Origin of the sequence: Lacrimispora amygdalina (assembly GCF_003432035.1) — a bacterium.
GTDB classification, from domain to species: Bacteria; Bacillota; Clostridia; order Lachnospirales; family Lachnospiraceae; genus Lacrimispora; species Lacrimispora amygdalina.
Window position 1 is genome coordinate 1 of record NZ_QOHO01000106.1, and the last position, 18,359, is coordinate 18,359.

The 18,359-nt window shown below is 42.9% G+C and carries 19 protein-coding genes; 4 read left to right on the forward strand and 15 right to left on the reverse strand.

From position 1 onward, the window contains the following. The 12 genes from DS742_RS25445 to DS742_RS25500 form a co-directional block, all read right to left on the reverse strand. On the reverse strand, window positions 1-328 hold a 328-nt coding region (locus tag DS742_RS25445; RefSeq protein WP_147325878.1), incomplete at its 3' end, for a helix-turn-helix domain-containing protein. Between the two features lie 87 nt (window positions 329-415). Then, complete coding sequence (locus DS742_RS25450; RefSeq protein ID WP_117419735.1) at window positions 416-910, reverse strand: YfcE family phosphodiesterase; 495 nt, start codon at window positions 908-910, stop codon at window positions 416-418. Further along, window positions 888-1,520 carry an RdgB/HAM1 family non-canonical purine NTP pyrophosphatase gene (gene rdgB, locus DS742_RS25455; protein WP_117419736.1) on the reverse strand — a complete coding sequence of 211 codons (633 nt, stop codon included), beginning with the start codon at window positions 1,518-1,520 and terminating at the stop codon, window positions 888-890. Before rdgB ends, DS742_RS25450 begins: the two co-directional genes overlap by 23 nt. Before the next feature lie 25 nt (window positions 1,521-1,545). Then, a complete protein-coding gene (locus DS742_RS25460; protein ID WP_341457706.1) occupies window positions 1,546-2,859 on the reverse strand; it encodes a lectin like domain-containing protein in 1,314 nt (437 codons plus the stop codon). After that, on the reverse strand, window positions 2,849-4,018 hold the full coding sequence (locus DS742_RS25465; protein ID WP_437126221.1) for a THUMP domain-containing class I SAM-dependent RNA methyltransferase: 1,170 nt from the start codon (window positions 4,016-4,018) through the stop codon (window positions 2,849-2,851). The genes DS742_RS25460 and DS742_RS25465 overlap by 11 nt, the downstream gene beginning before the upstream one ends. Before the next feature lies 1 nt (window position 4,019). After that, window positions 4,020-4,568 (reverse strand): phosphodiesterase, encoded by a 549-nt coding sequence (gene yfcE / locus DS742_RS25470; RefSeq protein ID WP_117419738.1) that lies wholly within the window; start codon window positions 4,566-4,568, stop codon window positions 4,020-4,022. 70 nt (window positions 4,569-4,638) lie between these two features. Then, entirely contained in the window at window positions 4,639-4,947 is a 309-nt protein-coding gene (locus DS742_RS25475) for a rhodanese-like domain-containing protein (RefSeq protein WP_117419739.1), read from the reverse strand. 122 nt (window positions 4,948-5,069) lie between these two features. Then, window positions 5,070-5,360, reverse strand: a complete 291-nt coding sequence (locus DS742_RS25480) for a hypothetical protein (RefSeq protein WP_117419740.1) — start codon at window positions 5,358-5,360, stop codon at window positions 5,070-5,072. A 579-nt stretch (window positions 5,361-5,939) separates the two neighbouring features. After that, complete coding sequence (locus DS742_RS25485; protein WP_117419741.1) at window positions 5,940-6,671, reverse strand: C40 family peptidase; 732 nt, start codon at window positions 6,669-6,671, stop codon at window positions 5,940-5,942. Window positions 6,672-6,803: 132 nt separating this feature from the next. Further along, a complete protein-coding gene (locus DS742_RS25490) occupies window positions 6,804-7,496 on the reverse strand; it encodes a C40 family peptidase (protein ID WP_117419742.1) in 693 nt (230 codons plus the stop codon). 194 nt (window positions 7,497-7,690) lie between these two features. Then, window positions 7,691-8,170, reverse strand: coding sequence for an HAAS signaling domain-containing protein (locus DS742_RS25495; protein ID WP_117419743.1), 480 nt, complete (start codon window positions 8,168-8,170; stop codon window positions 7,691-7,693). A 110-nt stretch (window positions 8,171-8,280) separates the two neighbouring features. Next, entirely contained in the window at window positions 8,281-10,218 is a 1,938-nt protein-coding gene (locus DS742_RS25500) for a fructose-1,6-bisphosphatase (RefSeq protein ID WP_117419744.1), read from the reverse strand. A 153-nt stretch (window positions 10,219-10,371) separates the two neighbouring features. Here DS742_RS25500 and DS742_RS25505 point away from each other — a divergent pair, with 153 nt between their 5' ends. From DS742_RS25505 to DS742_RS25520, 4 genes are all read left to right on the forward strand, one after another. Continuing rightward, on the forward strand, window positions 10,372-11,184 hold the full coding sequence (locus DS742_RS25505; RefSeq protein WP_170313594.1) for an MBL fold metallo-hydrolase: 813 nt from the start codon (window positions 10,372-10,374) through the stop codon (window positions 11,182-11,184). A 78-nt stretch (window positions 11,185-11,262) separates the two neighbouring features. Then, the gene (locus DS742_RS25510) at window positions 11,263-11,556 is read left to right on the forward strand and encodes a hypothetical protein (protein WP_117419746.1); all 294 of its coding nucleotides are present in this window, start codon (window positions 11,263-11,265) and stop codon (window positions 11,554-11,556) included. Window positions 11,557-11,747: 191 nt separating this feature from the next. Then, window positions 11,748-12,917: a M23 family metallopeptidase gene (locus DS742_RS25515; RefSeq protein ID WP_117419775.1), complete on the forward strand. Its 1,170-nt coding sequence runs from the start codon at window positions 11,748-11,750 to the stop codon at window positions 12,915-12,917. A gap of 149 nt (window positions 12,918-13,066) precedes the next feature. Then, window positions 13,067-14,596: a GH39 family glycosyl hydrolase gene (locus DS742_RS25520; protein WP_117419747.1), complete on the forward strand. Its 1,530-nt coding sequence runs from the start codon at window positions 13,067-13,069 to the stop codon at window positions 14,594-14,596. 28 nt (window positions 14,597-14,624) lie between these two features. On the opposite strand, the gene DS742_RS25525 is transcribed toward DS742_RS25520, so the two are convergent. From DS742_RS25525 to DS742_RS25535, 3 genes are all read right to left on the reverse strand, one after another. Next, window positions 14,625-15,530, reverse strand: coding sequence for a carbohydrate ABC transporter permease (locus DS742_RS25525; RefSeq protein WP_117419748.1), 906 nt, complete (start codon window positions 15,528-15,530; stop codon window positions 14,625-14,627). Window positions 15,531-15,541: 11 nt separating this feature from the next. Next, a complete protein-coding gene (locus DS742_RS25530) occupies window positions 15,542-16,477 on the reverse strand; it encodes an ABC transporter permease (RefSeq protein WP_117419749.1) in 936 nt (311 codons plus the stop codon). A 72-nt stretch (window positions 16,478-16,549) separates the two neighbouring features. Continuing rightward, window positions 16,550-18,235 (reverse strand): extracellular solute-binding protein, encoded by a 1,686-nt coding sequence (locus DS742_RS25535; RefSeq protein WP_117419750.1) that lies wholly within the window; start codon window positions 18,233-18,235, stop codon window positions 16,550-16,552. Window positions 18,236-18,359: the final 124 nt, after the last annotated feature.

Below are 18,359 nucleotides of genomic sequence, written 5' to 3' on the forward strand. Positions count from 1 at the left end.
CAGCTATATACTGTGGGTTAGCTGCTTGCCTTGTACACCCATTATTGGAATACTTAATAGTTGATTTAATATTACCTTTACGGCAAATACGAAGCACACGCTTATCATTCACTTTTGTATTATGATATCGTTCAAGCTCATCTCTTATTCTACGGTATCCCTTATCGGGTGATTCCTCATGAATTATTTCAATTATATCTGCTATACGATTGTTCTCGTCACAACCATATTTCTTAGCTATACATTTCTGGCTTCCTTTTCCAGCAAGATATTCGCTAACTGCTTGTAGTTTGTTCTGTGGTGATACATTTCTAGGTATAAAAAACACTCCCTTCTAGATAAACAAGTTTTATTATTTCACTTGTCTACCTAGAAGGGAGCATATCAAAGTCACTCTGTCAGGGTTTTATTTATATTATACTTTTTCCAGAAAATTCAGAGTAAAATGAACTTCTCCCTGCTCATCCAGTTCCATAATCATATAAGAGGGTTTTCTGCCTTCCTGGCGGGGATAGGACATACTTCCGGGATTTAAGATTATAATCCCGTTATGTACCTCATAAAACGGTCTGTGGGTATGTCCGAACATGGCGATCTGAATATTCCGCTCTTTAGCCTCCGCTTCCAGCCGTTCCACTCCCAGAGATACATTATAGTAATGCCCGTGGGTCAGAAGTATCCGGTAACTGCCCACTTTAATTTCCTTTTCCCGCTCCAGGTCTGAGAAAAAGTCATTGTTTCCAAGAACCATGTGAAGCTCACAGCCTTCATCCAGCCAGCTCTCAATCTTCTTTTCACTGCCTTCTGAATCTCCCAGGTGGATCAGCATGTCAAAGGGTTTGTTTTCCCCGATCACCCGCAGAAGATTTTCATCCTTCCGGTGGGTATCACTGACAATCAGTACTTTCATGATTCTCCTCCCCAAACTGCTCTTTCAGCTTATCTTTCATGGCTTCAAGCGCCTTCCCTCTGTGACTGATCCGGTTTTTCTGGTCCATGGTAAGCTCAGCCGCAGTCATATGAAACTCTGGTATATAAAGAATCGGGTCATAACCAAATCCCCCGCCTCCAGCCGGCTTATCAGCAATCAGTCCCTCCATGGCTGCTTCCGTATGAAGCACAGACCCGTCGGGAAGCACTGCAGCAATATTACAAATAAAACGTGCACTTCTCTCCGCTCCAACAGCAAGGGCTGCACGGTTTAATATGGTCTGATTTTTGATTTCATAGGAGGTATCCTCTCCCATATACCGGGCAGAGTAAATTCCAGGCTCTCCGTCCAGGCAGTCTACCACCAGACCGGAATCATCTGCCAAAACGATTCCACCGGACTTTTTCCACACTGCCATGGCTTTTATTTCTGCGTTTTCCCCAAAAGTAGCTCCGTTTTCCTCTATATCAAGATGAATACCGGCATCTTTCATGGAACACACTTCCATTCCCAAATCCTTTAAGATTTCACGGATCTCCCTCATTTTTCCTTCGTTTCCAGTTGCAAAAATAATTCTGTTCTCCCTCATCTGTTCTCTCCTTCAAACCTTTTTTCTATTGGGCAGCCGTATACGCCTTCAGGCACAAATTGCAGTTCTGTTTTTCTTCCACTCTCTCCCACACTCTGCCGTCCGGACTGATATAACCCTCCCCGTCAGATAAATCTACAAAGGTTCTTCCGTCTCCTGCATCATATTCAATCGCTGCAGGGTGAACTGTATCGGGAGTGGTAATTTTCACAATGACTGCAAACCGCTCTCCCTTTTTTAATTTCAGTTCTTTTTTAGTCTTTTTGTCAAAGGATACGGTATAGTAACCAGCGTTTTCAAACTCTCCGTTTGTAAGGAAAATTTTCCGGTCAAACTCATTGCCGTCTATAATGTCAGACTCTTTTCCAGTCTTACGCACCCCGTAAATCTCATAAGATGTGTGAGGCGCAGTCGCATAGAATCCAGCAGCCTTCAAATATTGGGATTCTTCCGCCTCATACACATTGGAAAACCAGACTGTATCACTGCCATAACCAAGCTGGCCTGCCCAGCCCCGTAAATCCGACTGATAGATCCTGTCATATCTGCCCGGATCTTCTACTTCGGAATATACAATATTATTCATACCGATGTTGGAATCATAATAGGATACATAAAAAAAGCCCTGGTCACCAAATCCATCTCCCCAGCTGTTCATACAGATAAACGCCCCGTCACCATTTACCGGAACGTTAAAATTCTCTCTGGAAAATCCATCATCCCAGCCGATAATCACAGAATCGTGATTGGGCGGCTCAGAGCCTATGTAACAATAAGCGGACGCCTCATCATTATAACTGGCCGACTGGCTCTCAGCCCCATTCATGGCAGTATAGAGTGAACTCTGAACTCCTCCGTAACGGAGAACAGCCCGCTTTATTTTTTCGTAGTCTTTCCCAGGTATCATCTGGATCTCCTGAACATGTTTTACTGCTTTCAGTCCTTTTGGAGATATTCCGTCCCCATATGGATCCTCTGCTTCCAGTACCGGTCCCTGCCAGGAAAGGAGGTAAGCCATTGACATGGTATACTCCCCTCCCTCTTCCTGGGGGATGAAAAATCCATTATTTAAAGACATATGATCTTCGGAAAAATCGAAGGATTCTTCTGGCAAAAGTCTGGCTTCCAATGCCTGTAAAGATGCAAATGCCCAGCAGGTACCAAGAGATCCCTGATTTTTCACTGCCGGAGCGCGGCCGTTCTTTCTTCCGTCATAGACAGCTGGAAGCTGTCCCATATACGGATAATCCGCCTGTAAGGGAACAAATTTATCCGCCCCTATAGCCGCAGCTGCGCACAGCACAACAAGAAAAAAGGCAAACCGGATCTTATTTTTCAAACTCATCTCCTGCTTTTCTTTTCGGAGGCTTCGGCCCCATAAACTGATAGAAATAGGTCTTCATCATTCCATTATAAATCTTTCGGTTCTTATCTGCCTTTCTGCCGATATACCTTTCCGCATCCTCGAACGCAGTGATCATATACAGAGACCATGCATCAAGTGCAGCATAGCGTTCTCCGATCTGACGGTACAGTTCCGGAAGATTCTTCTTTTCCTCAATACGTTCGCCATATGGAGGGTTGGTGATGATAAAGCCGTATTTTTTCGGGTGGCTTAACGCATCGACTGACCGCTGCTGGAAATGAATGAGATGTTCCACACCTGCAGATTCTGCATTGGCTCTGGCTGCTTTTACAATTTCAGGATCAATATCATATCCCTGTATATCCACCTTGACGTCATTCATCACCAGATCATTGGCCTCATCCATGGTATCATACCAGCACTTTCTTGGTATGATATTCTTCCAGTCTTCAGATAAGAAGGACCGGTTCATTCCCGGAGCCATATTGGCTGCCATCATGGCCGCCTCAATGACAAACGTACCGCTTCCGCAAAATGGATCCACCAGAATCCTGTCTTTGTTCCATGGGGTCAGCATGATCAGCGCTGCAGCCAGGGTTTCCGTAATGGGAGCCTTGCTGGTGAGTGTACGGTAACCTCTTTTATGAAGGGAATCTCCCGTCGTATCAATCCCTACGGTAACCTCATCTTTATACAGAAAAACACGAAGAGGATAGCTTGCTCCATTTTCTTCAAACCACTCCACTTTGTAAGCGCCCTTCATTCGTTCCACCATGGCTTTCTTCATAATGGACTGAATGTCGGAAGGGCTGAACAGCTTACTCTTAATCGATGAGGCCTTTGCAACCCAGAATTTTCCGTCAGAAGGGATATATTCTTCCCATGGAATTGTCTTAGTCGCCTGAAAAAGCTCTTCAAAGGACTGGGCATGGAAGCTTCCTGCTTTTAAAAGAACCCGTTCGGCAGTTCTTAAAAATACATTGGCACGGCAGATTGCCTCATCATCACCCAGAAAGGTCACTCTTCCGTCTTCCACTAAAGTAATATCGTAACCAAGTTCTGTAATTTCTTTTTTTAATACCGCTTCCATACCAAAATGGCAGGGTGCAATCAGTTCATATGTTTTTTTCACATTAATCTCCTAAGTTCATTTCTTTTACAATATTACCTTCAAAGTCCATTATCCGGAAATTCCGGTCTTCAAGCAGCGCATACGTAGGCGGATTTCCTCCTTTTGGAATTGAAACAGAGCCTGGATTCAGTATGGTGATATCTCCTGAAATTTCAGCAGTCAGGATATGCGTATGTCCGTGAAGCAGAATATCTCCCTTTTTCATTGGAAGAAGATGTTCCTTATTGTAGATATGTCCGTGTGTGGCATAAATAGTAAGGCCGTCAATCACAAACAACGCGTAATCAGAAAGGACCGGGAACTCCAGGACCATCTGATCAACTTCCGTATCACAGTTTCCCCGCACATTGTAAATCTGGTCCTTATAACTGTTCAGCATGGAGATGACCTCTTTGGGCGCATATTCTTTGGGAAGATCATTTCTCGGTCCATGGTAAAGAATATCTCCAAGGAGGATCAGTCTCTCAGCTCCTGAATTTTTATATGCATCTATCAGCTTCCTGCAATAATAAGCGGAGCCGTGAATGTCGGAAGCAATCATATATTTCATACGTATTTTCTCCTTTTGTTGGTTATCAGGTATATTTTAAGACCTGGAAGGTATATCTGTCAATGAATACCTATCCGCGTACCATATATTTTCCCTTGTAATAGGCAATTCCATTAGCCAGATTGATCGCATGAAAGCCCATTGCCTCCAAATGTCTGCAAACATTCATGCTTTGTCCGCCTCTGGAACAATAGAAGATAAGACGTTTTTCTCTGGGCAGCTGTTTTTTCCATATATCATACTGCTCATAAGGAAGATTCACTGCTCCTTTTAAATGCCCTCTTTGGTAAGAATACGGGCTTCGAAGGTCTATGAGCATCACATTTTCATTATTTTCTATATATTGATCGACTTCCCACACCGGTATTGTCGTGAACATACTATCACCTGTCCTTTCTAGTAATAATATATTCCGGATTTTTCAGAATGGGAAAAAGCAAAAAAAGCGCGGGAAAGGACCCCGTTGTCACTTTCCCACGCCTTTTTTAATTTTGTCTGATATTAGAAAGATTTGTTCTGGTTGTTGTTGCGGCTGGAGTCACGGCTGGAATCACGGCAATTACGGTTTGTGTCCTGCATGTTATTCTGGCTGTTGTTCCGGCTGTTGTTCTGGCTGTTGTTCTGGCTGTTGTTCCGGCTGTTGTTTTGATTGTTGTTCTGGCTGTTGTTCTGGTTGTTGTTCTGATTGTTGTTCTGGTTGTTGTTCTGGTTGTTGTTCTGGCTTGATGTGTGGTAATTCCTTGTAGAATTATCCATATCGTTGTAGCTGTCATTATAATTATTATTAGACATTTTCATACCTCCTGTGGGTGTTTTTTGTTACATGGTGTAGTATGGCGAATATCCGGCATAATATACTTATTTTTTTAATTTGGAAAATTCTTTTTTTTAATTTGTTTTTAAAATAACTTTGCATTTTTACAAAGCCTATATTATAATTTACTTGAGGAATATTATTCCTCATCCTTATTAATTATTTATACTCCCCTCAGAAGCAGCCGAATAGCTCCCCTATTACGGCTGTTTCTATTTGACCCATGAAAACTAAGTATTTACTTTCTTTTGCATTATTATTTGGTGTTCTTTCAAAAAATATCGCTTCAGATTCCTTAAATTATAAATTTAAACATTTAGTATCATAAAGGCCAACGGGAATGTGGGAAACCCGCCTCTTGCTTTATTGCAAACTTTAAGTCCTTTCCGCCTATCAAACCCTTGAAAGAGCCACACAAGGAGGAACCCGATGTAGGGGGGCAGACCTCCAACATAGCAGGTGGTTTATTGAAAGACTTCCATACAACAAAAGACCTCCGGCAATCCCATGCCGAAGGCCCTATATCCCTTTCCAAAATCCGGTAATCCGCTATTTCATTAATCGCCAAGCACGTTGACAATTTTTACAGGTGTCCGATAATTCCACGGAGATGTCTTAATACCTGTACTGTAAGTTGATGAATGTACTACTTGTCCGTTCCCGATGTACATGGCAACATGATTGATGGAACTTCCGCTTCCATAAAAAATCAGGTCGCCCGGACGCATCTGATCTGCACTGACTGCTCTTCCCTGTGAAGCCTGTCCTCCTGAAGAACGGCTGATGGAAAGGCCTGCTGCGTGCTGCATCACATATCTTGTAAATCCGGAGCAATCCACTCCTGTATGAGGATCACTGCCGCCATAGGAATAACGTCCGCCTATGAACTGCAGTGCATAATTAACAATGCCTTGTCTGAAATTAACGGTTGACTGTGCCTGAGCTTTTTCTTCCAGCGCTTTTAACGTCGCTTCATCGGTTGCAGTTACAGTGGCACTTCCCTCCGCCGGCAAATAGCCATATGTATCGTTCACCTTAACCTTTAAATATCCGTCTCCCATATCTTCCACAACTTCAAAGGCGGATCCTTTGGAAGCGTTCATTAAGGGTTCTGTACCCTCTTCATCTTTACTGATTGTAACCTGATCGGAATTTACGGTTACCATATAGTTTCCAAAACTTAATCCTGGACCGGATATCTCATCTGCTCTTACATCTGAAGGAACTGCAACGATCATTGTTCCACAAAAAGCCATAAGTCCTAACGTTTTCCATACTTTATTTATCATCGGGAAATCTGCTCCTATTTTTACTTTTTGAGTTTCAAATGTTACGTAATTATTAATTTCATTACGGTTATTATACATTTATTTTATCTTTTCGTCAAGTATTATTTAAAACTGCACGAATTTAAAATTATATTAGTTTAAAACACTGACAAATTTCACAGGTTTGCGATACATGACGTTTGTTACGATAATTCCTGTTTTTTCGGTGGATGCATGGACTACTTTACCATCACCCATATACAAAGCCACATGATTAATGGCTCCGTTTTTTCCATAAAATACCAGATCCCCGGGACGGGCCTGTTCGTAACTTATTATTTTTCCTTTCCCTGACTGTGACCTGGCACTGTGATCTAACTCAACATCTGCAGACTTTTTCAGAACATATCTGGTAAAACCGGAACAGTCCACACCTGTATTTGGATTTACACCGCCGTATACATAACGTCCTCCTACGAACTGAAGAGCATAGTCCACAACCTCTTTGCGTTCCTTGGCAGACTCGTCCACCTTTTCCTGTGTTTTTTCAATCAGTGTCGCAGAGTCACTGCGTATGTATCCATCGCCCTCAGGCACTTTCACCTTCAGCCAGCCAGCCTTTTCAGGTTCAACCACCTCACAGGTCTGACCTTCCAAAACAGTGGTCACAACTGCCCCGTCATCCCCTGCAGTTGATCTGACAGATACAGGCTTGTCCATTCTGGCAAAGAGTGTTGTACTGGTTTCTACTGTGATCTCAGCAGCTTTCGCCTCTGTCTGAAAGCTTAAATTTAAGGTAGTTAGAAGTCCTAAAAGTCCCATGACCTTCCACATTCTGAATTTCATATTGAATCTCCTGTCTGCGTAGATAGTTCCCGCCGCAAATATTTGACTTAAATATTACATAATTGTTACATTTCGAATTATATCCTCTCTTTCAGAATTTGTCAAGCAAAAACGGCATTTATGACCATTCAAAGTCATAAATGCCGTTACACTTTTGTAATATATTCCATTTATATTGTTACATAATAGTGACATTATCGTTTCAATCCTTTTATAAACCAGTAAATAAGTCCAATTAAAAGCAGCGGTCCCATCAGAGGCGCCAGAAGGCTGAAAATACCGGTTACGATTGTTGCAGCAAGGAAGAAAAAAAGAACAATTGCAACAACTCCAAGGAGCTTCCAATACCATTTACTTAAATCATAATAATGCATTCCCCGTCTTTCCTGACCGGGTTCCTCATAAACATTCTGATCCTTTCCGGAAAAGGAGCTGTAAAAACTGCCGCTGCCACTGCTGCTGCTTTCTTTTGCATTCTCACTGGCTTCTATAATCGTCTTGGCAATCAGTCTCGGGTCTCCGATCGCTTCGGTAACAGCTTCTTCCGAAGAGCCCTTTAAAACTTCTCCACGGATATATTCTTCGTAATATCTGATATTTTCTTCAACCACGCTGCCGGAAACTTCCCCTGTCAGGGTATCCCTTAAACGCTGTAAAAATTCCTGTCTGCTCATCTGAGCCTCCTTCAATAAAGTAAGTAACTTTCGACTATTCTACCATTTGACAGGGGTTCCGTAAAGAAATCTTATCTGAAAAAAATCTTAATTTTTCATAATGTGCCAGACTACTCTACCCGTTCTTTTATGATTCCCTCCCTGTAAGCTGCCACCAGCTCTTTTAAATCCTCAATTCTTCCAGCCAGTTCCGTTCCCTTATCCGTATCGGCGACCATCACCCGGTGTTTCATATTCTCAACAACCGAAACCTTTGGTGTACTCTCCTTATCCGGATCAAAAGGCTTATGTTCGGCTAAAGCAAGGTGATTGGAATTATAGATCAGTGTATAGCCTGCAATTCCTGTTTTTGACTGATATGCCTTCGACAGCCCGCCATCTATAAGAAACAGCCTTCCTCCTGCTTTTACCGGAGATTCTCCTTCTTTTATCTTAACCGGAACATGGCCGTTAATTATATGGGCACTCTCTCCGCAAAGTCCAAATTCTTTCAATATTTTTTCGCAGTATTCTTCCTTTATACTCAGTCGGTAATATGGATTCATCGGCTCCTTGTGCGTCTGATGGTCTTCAATAAAATAATGCTCAAAGGTCGTCATCTTTCCTTTTCCATATACCGGAGACTTGGCTCCGCACCATAGATACCACATAAAATCCCTGGCATCCCTGCTTTCAGAAGTATGCTCCGGAAGAAAATAGGCATTCTGGATCTTATTATCAACATAATCCATGAGCGCTTTCCCGGAATAGAAAGCACCTTCCATCAGTAATTCCTCAAACGTACCATCTTCCCGCATGGGGATACAGCCATGATAAAGAAGATTGGAGTTATAGCATTTATACATGCTTCCATGAGAATAGAGGAAACGGACATGGCGGTGAAGCAGTTCATTGTGCATAAATGACAGCTGCAGAGTTCTTAAAAGTTCCTCTTCCTCTTCATTCAGTGCCAGCGGATTTTCAGGATCAATGGTGGGAAAGGATGTATCAAGAAGCGGATATTCTTTTCCTTCCACAGTTACGGTTCCCTTTCCGTAATCGATGGATTCCAATAAAATTCTGTCATTCATTTCATACTCCGGATGGCGCTTTATAATCTGCCCCTCTACTTTAAACTGAATCACAGCAATTGCCTTATGCATCTTGGCTGCCAGCCCCGGATCCACAGCATCGTAAATATTTTCATCAAGAATCTGGGGAGAAAAACGCTCGCATGGATCATTGCGGTATACTCTTGCGGCAAACATGGAAAGCGGTCTTAAATTAATCCCATACCCATCCTCCAGAACATCAAAACTGTTGTAGCTGATGGCAATTCTTAAAACATTGCAGATACATGCAAGATTGCCGGTTGCTGCTCCCATCCAGGATATATCATGGTTTCCCCACTGAATGTCCACATCATGAAACTGCAGGAGTTCATTCATAATCATATCCGCTCTCGGTCCCCGGTCAAAAATATCTCCAATGATGTGAAGGCAGTCAATGGTTAAATTCTGAATCAGTTCACAAAGAGCTATGATAAATTTATCTCCAATGCGGATATCAATAATCGACCTTATAATTTCGCTGTAGTATACCCGTTTATTGTCATCGTTATAATCAACATGAAGAAGTTCGTCTATGATATAGGCAAATTCCGGAGGCATCTTTTTTCTGACCTTGGATCTGGTGTATTTTGAAGATACTACCTTGCAGATCTGAACCAGGCGGTAAATTGTCACTCTCTGCCAGTCATCATCTGCCTGTCCGCTAAGCTCCAGCTGGTTCATAATGCGATCCGGATAGTAAATTAGGTTTGCTAACTCCACCTCCTCCTTTTCCGGCAGGATATGACTGAACGTTTCTGAAATCTTTTCCCGAATCACACCGGAAGCGCTCTTCAGCAGATGAATAAATGCCTCATGTTCCCCATGTAAGTCACTGAAAAAATACTCTGTCCCCTTGGGAAGTCCCTGAATGGCAGTCAGATTAATAATTTCACTGGAGGCTGCCCGGATAGTGGGATATTCCCTTGCCATAAGCTTTAAATAAGCCAAATCTTTCATAAATACATTCTCCCTTTTTTTTGACACGGTTGCATTGCATTTAATTTTATAGTATCATAAAAAACGTCAATTTTAAACCCCTTTCGCCTGCCTGTCTTTCATATTTCACCAGACTTTGAACGCGAAACCGGGAACTACCGCAACTATAAGGAGATACCTATGGAACAATTATATGTTTTCGGAACTGGCAACGCCGCTGCCACCAGATGCTATAATACCTGCTTTGCAATAAAAAAAGACGAGGATTATTTTATGATTGACGCCGGAGGCGGCAACGGAATCCTCTCGATATTAAATGATATGAAGGTGGATCTGTCCCATATCCATCATATATTTGCAACACATGAACATACCGATCACATTCTGGGCATCATCTGGATGGTGCGTTTTATCGGAACCAGAATCAAATCCGGGAACTACGAAGGGGACTTAAATATTTACAGCCATAAAAATCTGGTTTCAGTAATCGACACCCTCTGCCGTCTGACTCTGCAGAAAAAATTTTATGAACTGATCGGAACCAGGATTCATTTAATTCCCGTAGAAAACGGAGAAACCAGATCCATACTTGGTTATGATATCACCTTTTTTGATATCCATTCCACAAAAGCAGAGCAGTACGGATTCACCACAGTTCTTAATAATGGAAAACGCTTATCCTTTTTCGGTGATGAGCCCTATAATCCCAAATACGCCGGATTTGTTGCAGGAAGCAGCTGGCTGCTCCACGAAACATTCTGCCTTTACAGAGACCGGGAAGTTTTTAAACCTTACGAAAAGCATCACAGTACAGTTGCTGATGCCTGCCGGGTTGGGGAAGAATTAAAGGCGGACCATTTAATACTGTGGCATACAGAAGACAAAAATTTAGAAAACAGGAAAGAGCTTTATACCACGGAAGGCAGTCCCTTCTTTTCCGGAGAGCTTCTTATTCCGGAAGACAGGGAAATCATTGAACTTTCCTGATAAAAAGATGAAAAAAATTCACGCTCGTCCCCGGTACTGCATATGATATAACAATAGAAAAGCAAAGGAGTTTCTCATATGTTGTGCCCGGGCGGCTTTACCCCTTACCGTGACGTCGACTGCAGAGACCTGGCTATTTTCTATGAGGCCACCAGGGATTTACGCGGCACTACCTACAAGCCCTATCTGGTAGCAACACAGGAAGCCAGGGGAGTCAACTTCCGATTTATCTGCAACTCCACGATTATGACCAGACCTCCTCAGAATGCAATCACTATGGTGTGCATTTTTAAACCCTTTTGCAAAGAACACGATAAGGTCAGGGCGGTTGTGACGAGTATCTGTAAAATGGGATGCTATAATTGTTTTTAAAATATAAATCGGAACGGTTTTCGCACCGTCCCGATTTTTTTAATTCAGCATTCCCTTTTTCCAACACTGACCCGCTTTCCGCATTATCCGTCATAAATTCCGTTCTTTTCGCATATCATATATGGGAAAGCCAAAGAAAGCTGCTTTCCCTTTTCACATGCATCTTTCATGGAACGACAAGGAGAATTCTTATGAACCCATTCAAAAAGAGTTTTACATCTTTCCCCGAGGCACGGCATCATCTTATTATTTACATAGAAATGATCATTCTTACGTTTCTTTTAGTCTCCCTATTTTTTATATCACCCAGCGGCAGATTCTCATTTCCAGTCGTGAATCAGGAAGAAAAAGCCAGTTCTTCGGAAGCAAAAAAGTATATAAAATGGGTGGATTTTGACGTAACTGCAAAAGCTATGCAGGAAGCCTTCCGTTATGATGTCAACACCTGCCAGTCTGAAGTTCATTTAAACTGGGTGGATTTGCTTGCCTATCTGGGAGCCAGATATGGGGGGGATTTCTCCAGATATTCCAGCAAAGATTTAGACTCGCTGGCTGAACAGCTCCTATCAGGAAAAACAATGGAAGAGCTGACTTGCAAAATGAAATATTACAATTATTACAGGGAAGCCTATGGAGCCGTGTTAGACGGTCTGGTTGGGCAATATGAGATTCAGATTCCTTCTGCCAATGCCCCGCTCTATGCCACACCGGATTTACTGCCGGATGGTTCCGTAAATCCCGATAAGGTCTGGGTAACCAAATACGGGTTAAAAGGCTATTCCCCCATTGCCAAAGGATTTCCCTACAATGATTTTGACGATTTCGGAACTGCCAGATCCTACGGATTCAAACGCCAGCATTTAGGCCATGATATGATGGGTCAGGTTGGAACTCCTGTCATTGCGGTGGAAAGCGGCTATGTGGAAGCCATCGGGTGGAATCAATACGGCGGTTGGAGGCTTGGTATCCGAAGTTTTGATGGAAAACGTTACTACTATTACGCCCATTTAAGAAAAAATTATCCCTATCACAAATCATTAAAACAGGGCAGCATTGTAAATGCGGGAGATGTCATAGGATATCTGGGCCGTACCGGATACAGCCGGACAGAAAACACCAATAACATTAACCAGCCTCATCTTCATTTCGGACTCCAGCTGATTTTTGATGAGTCCCAGAAAGAAGGAAACAATGAAATATGGGTGGACTGCTACGAACTGACCAAATTTTTGTCCATGAACCGCTCTGAAACAGTAAAGAATCAGGAGACCAAGGAATACAGCCGGGTCTACGGCATGAGAGATCCAGCCATTCCTGAAAATTTCGTTGCACCGCCTCCGCTTCCTGAAAAGGAGCAATAAAAAACAATGATAAGAAGCTTATTCCGGATTCTTTCAATCAATCTGTGAATAAGCTCCTTTTTATGGATTTTACATTTTTTTCCAGTGCAAAAAATGTTATAATATAGAAAACTCTTTAAGCAGACCATATTCAGGGGAAGGGGAATTAAATGGAAAAGCAAATCAGTTACCAGATAGGAAATGAAACAGAATGCAGTTTTAAGAATCACGCAGATTACTGTGTCGGTACAGGGCGGATGGGGCTGGCCCTGCAGCAGCAGTATCAGGAACAGTTAAAGCTGGTGCAGGAACAGATCGGTTTCAGACATATCAGAGGGCATGGGATCTTTTGTGATGATATGGCGATTTATCAGGAATATACGGATGAATCAGGCAGCATCAGGGCGGAATACAATTTTACATATTTAGATATGGTCATGGATGCTTATCAGAAACTGGGGATTAAACCGTTTTTAGAGCTGGGTTTTATGCCTTATAAGATGGCTTCCGGTGATCAGACCGTCTTTTACTGGAAAGGAAATGTCACTCCGCCCAAAAGCTATGAGGCATGGTCCGGTCTGGTACAGGCTGTTCTTTTACACCTGATAGAACGTTATGGAAGGGAAGAGGTAGTAACCTGGCCGGTAGAGGTATGGAACGAGCCAAATCTTCCCGGATTCTGGAAAGATGCCGACAGGGAAGAATATTTCCGTCTGTTTCAGGAAACCTATTATGCAGTAAAAAAGACTGACAGCCGCTTTCTGACAGGCGGACCGGCAATCTGCGGAGTCGACGACGTTCTCTGGCTGGAGAAATTCCTGGAATTTTGTGAAGCACAGGACTTAAAACCGGATTTTATCACTAGACACCATTACATGTTTGAAAAACCGGAACAATGCGGTCATTACAGCTACGGCGCCTTAAGAGACCCCATGACCGCATTAGGCGAACTGAAGGTATCCCGTGAAATAATAGACAGCTTTGAAACATTTAAAGGATTGCCCATGCATATAACGGAATTCAACACCTCCTACAGCCCAGACAGTCCCATTCACGATACCACAGTCAACGCTGCCTATGTGGCATGGCTTCTGTCTAAGCTGGGAGATTATTGCGAATCCTATTCTTACTGGACATTCGGCGATATTTTTGAGGAAAAGGGCGTGCCATTTACTCCATTCCACGGAGGATTTGGTCTGGTTGCAAACGGAACCATTCCCAAACCAACATTCTGGACCTTTGCCTTCTTTAATAAGCTGCAGGGCAGATGTATCCACCGTTCCGATGAACTGATTGTTGTGCAAAAAGAAGATGGGAGTTATTGCGCAACCGCATGGAATCTATGTCTGGAGCAAAAGGAATGTCTGCGGCTTTATTTGACTTTACCGGAAAAAGAGGAAGAAGAATACTGTCTGCTCACAAAGACCGTCGATGAAGCCCATGGAAACCCCAGAAAAATCTGGCATGATATGGGAGAACCTTCCTGGCTCTCAAAAGAAGAAACTCAGATATTAAAAGACAGCGCACAGCCAGTTATTCATACAGAAACCTTTTGCGCTTCCTCTTGCGGCATTTCATTTTCTATATTGCTTCAGCCAAATGCAGTTGTATGGTTCCAGCTTAAGAAAATTAAAAAATGCAAAGACCGGGGGTATGATTACTTCCGCGGAGAAGACCCTGCGGCAGGTACCGGAAATTAATAATTTTCCTGACCTGCCGCCGTCTTTCCTATCCCTTAACGCCTCCAATTGTAAGACCGGTAACGAAATACCGCTGTAAAAACGGATAAAGGCACACAATTGGCAGCATGGTAAGTATGGTGGCAGCAGCGCGTACCGAGGTAGGCGTAACGGCCGCCACCGTATTTTTCATGGACTCTGCCGAAGTGCTCTGATTTGTTACAGAAGACAACAGCTTCATCAGCTCATACTGCAAGGTGGTCAGGCTGGAGTTCATTCGATTGTAAAGCATGGCATCAAACCAGGAATTCCAATGTCCTACCGCACAGAATAATGCAATTGTGGCATATACCGGTTTACATAAAGGGGAGATAACCTTTGTAAATATAACCAGATCCCCCGCTCCGTCTAATTGAGCCGATTCTTCCAGACTGTCAGGAATTCCTGACATATAAGTACGGATTACCAGCATATTGAAGGCTCCTACCATACCGGGAATTACATAGACCAGAAAGCTGTTGGTAAGGCCTAAGCCCTTATATAGTAAGAAGGTAGGAATTAATCCTCCGTTCACATACATAGTAATGACCCAAAACAGGGCAAGCTGTCTCTTAAAAAGGAAACGTTTCCGGCTTACAATATAAGCGAGAAGAGCATTGGCTGCCAGTGCAGTGAGCGTTCCTATGACCGTTCTTGCTACAGTCACACAGGCTCCCACCAGTAGATTATTCTTATGAACCACAGTAATGAAATTCTGAAATGTCCATTTTCTCGGCCATAAGTATAAACCGCCCCGGAGAGCATCGGTTCCGTCATTAAAGGCTAAAACCAGTGTGTTCCATACGGGATAAAGAGTAATGATCACAAATACAATCATGAATATGGTATTGAGGGAAACAAATATTTTATTGCCCAGTGCTACTTTCTTTTTACGTAATACCAAACTTCTCGTCATGTCTAACCTCCTTAGAATAAGCTTTCTTCACCGGCCCGTTTTGCCATCTCATTTGCAATTAATATGATCGCAATACTTACCACGCTTTTAAATATTCCTGCTGCAGTACCAAGAGAGTAATCCCCCTGGCTGATTCCCCATTTCAGAACGTAAATATCAATGGTCTGGGATACACTCTGCACCAATCCGTTCCCTAACAGGTACTGAACTTCAAAGCCGGCATTTAAAACATTTCCTGCATTCATTAAAAGGAGAATAATAATGGTTGGCTTAATACCGGGCAGCGTGATGTATTTGATTCTGGCCCACCTTCCTGCCCCGTCTATGGCCGCCGCTTCATAGAGAGATGTATCAATGGCTGTAATGGAAGACAGATAGATAATTGCATTCCAGCCCGTTTCCTTCCATACATTGGCGAAGGCAACAATACCCCAGAAATACTTTGGATATGCGAAGAAATTAAGTGGTTCCTTTAACAGATGAAAGCGAATGAAAAGATCATTGACTATTCCGGTTCCGGACAGAGCATCATGCAGAATGCCGGTAACTATAATCCATGATAAGAAATGAGGAAGGTAAGAGATTGTCTGTACTGCCTTTTTTCCCCCTTGAGACTTCACTTCATTTAAAAGAATTGCAAAGACAATTGCCATAACCATGGTGGTAATTAAGTTAATCACTCCCATGGCCAGGGTGTTTCTGATGACATGGATAAATCCATCATCAAGAAACAGCTGCCGGAATTTTCCAAGGCCTATAAATTTTGAATGAAAAAATCCTTCCTTGGGCTTATAATTTTCGAATGCCATGAGCCAGCCTGCAAGGGGCAGATAACAGAATATAAAACCATATATCACATAGCCTGCAGACAACAGCAACAGAACCTTTTGTTTTTTTAGCTCTTTCCAGTTGATGTTTCCTTTTTTTACGTTTCCAATGGATGCCACGGTATCACTCCTTTGCTAAAAAACAGGCAGGCGCAGGGAAGTATCCTTATCGCACCGCCTGTTTTTTACTATTTATTTTGCTTCTGCTTCTTCTGCGACCTTAATCCTCCGGTCCACTTCCGGCTGTACTTCATCAAGAAATGCCTGTGGATTGCAGGTTTCATAAACAGATAAATATTCCTTCCAGCCTGCCTCAAAATCGGGTGCCATGACAACCTTGGGCAGATACTCATGTTTTAATTCTCTCATCTTAATCCATGCAGTCCCGCCAGGAGTTGCAGTTGTCAAAGTTCCTACAAAGGTATAAATGGGGTACCATGGTCCCGGAATTTCATTTCTGCCCACCATGTCTACATAGGTTTTGCAGCCATATGCCTTAAGACATTCCTGAACGTTCTTTGGAAGACTGTCTAAGAATTCATTGGGCTGCAGCTCCGGTTTTGCTGCGTTAATGCCATCCTGACTCATTCCGGTCCATATAGGGAAATAGGAATATGGACACAAATGAGAGGCTTTGTATGCAGTATTGCTGACTTTCATACGAATCTCCGGTGTCCGGTAAAATAATCCATCTTTATCCACCAGATAATCCACATCTTTTTCTCCCCAGTTTCTGAGAGTAATGATTTCCTCACTCAGCAAATCATCCACAAACTTCAGTGCTCCCTTAACATCTTTACAACTTACACTGATAGACAGACCGGACCCCACATTTAAGGTATCTCCCGAGGTATGCCATCTGTTTTTTACGCCCTTGTCAATGGTAATTGGAAGGGGAACATAATTACAGCCCTGTTCCTCCAGTCCCTGCTGTTTTAATGCATCATTGACGTTCACATAGAAATCCCACCACTGGTCAATCATACCGAGCACACGGCCGGTGGAAAGCTTTGCAATATATTCATCATAAATCTGAGTGAAGGATTCCGGATCTACAATTCCCTTTTTAAATTCTTCATTCAGCTTCTGGAAATAACGTTTTGCGGTAGGTGTCGTATTGTAATCAATTACTTTCTTCGTTTCCGGATCAACAATACAGCTTCCGTCATTGGCATATCCGTCCAGGAATAACGGCGCATTCTCCAGACAGAAATATCTCCAGTCATCGCACAGAATGGTGTATGGAATGTTCTTTGTTCCATCCTGCATGGTTGGATTTGCTTCCTGATAACGCTCAATTAAATCAAAATATTCATCCATGGTGGTGATTTTGGGATATCCTGCCCATTTTAACACACGGGTTTGTATCCAGAAGGCTTCATCGTTGTGAGTCGTCTCCATTTCCTTCCCGTAACTGTTGTTAAACTGGGGAATCCAGTAGATATGGCCATCTGCCTGGCGCAGCTGATCCCATTCCAGCTTGGTAAAGAAATTCTTGATATTGGGATAATCATCAATATAATCATCAAGTGCGACCAGTGCCCCTGCATCATAAAGCTGGCTGGTTCCGTCACTGCCGCAGATAAAATCAGGGTATTCCCCTCCGGCAATTAAGGTTCCCACTGCTTCTTCGGCAGACTGCCCGGTCAGCCAGGTTTCCTTCACTCTGGCCCCTGTAATTTCCGCAATGTGCTGCTGAATCTCATTATCATCGTTGATTTCGTTCCCCGGCACCGCAAAGAAAGCGGTAAATTCTTTTACTCCTCCGTCTTCTTTTGACGCACTGGCTGTAGATGCCGTACCCTTGGAACATCCTGTCAGAGTCTGTAAAATCATGGCGCCGATGACCAGCAGGGCTGTAAACTGTTTCCGTCTCAATCTCATATCCTCCCTTTTCTTTTTATACTAATAGTTTACTTCAAAGCAGTGTTTTCACAACTGGAGAAAGCTTATAAAAACACAGGGTAAATTATAGATGCATCATACACAATCCGCCCTGTTT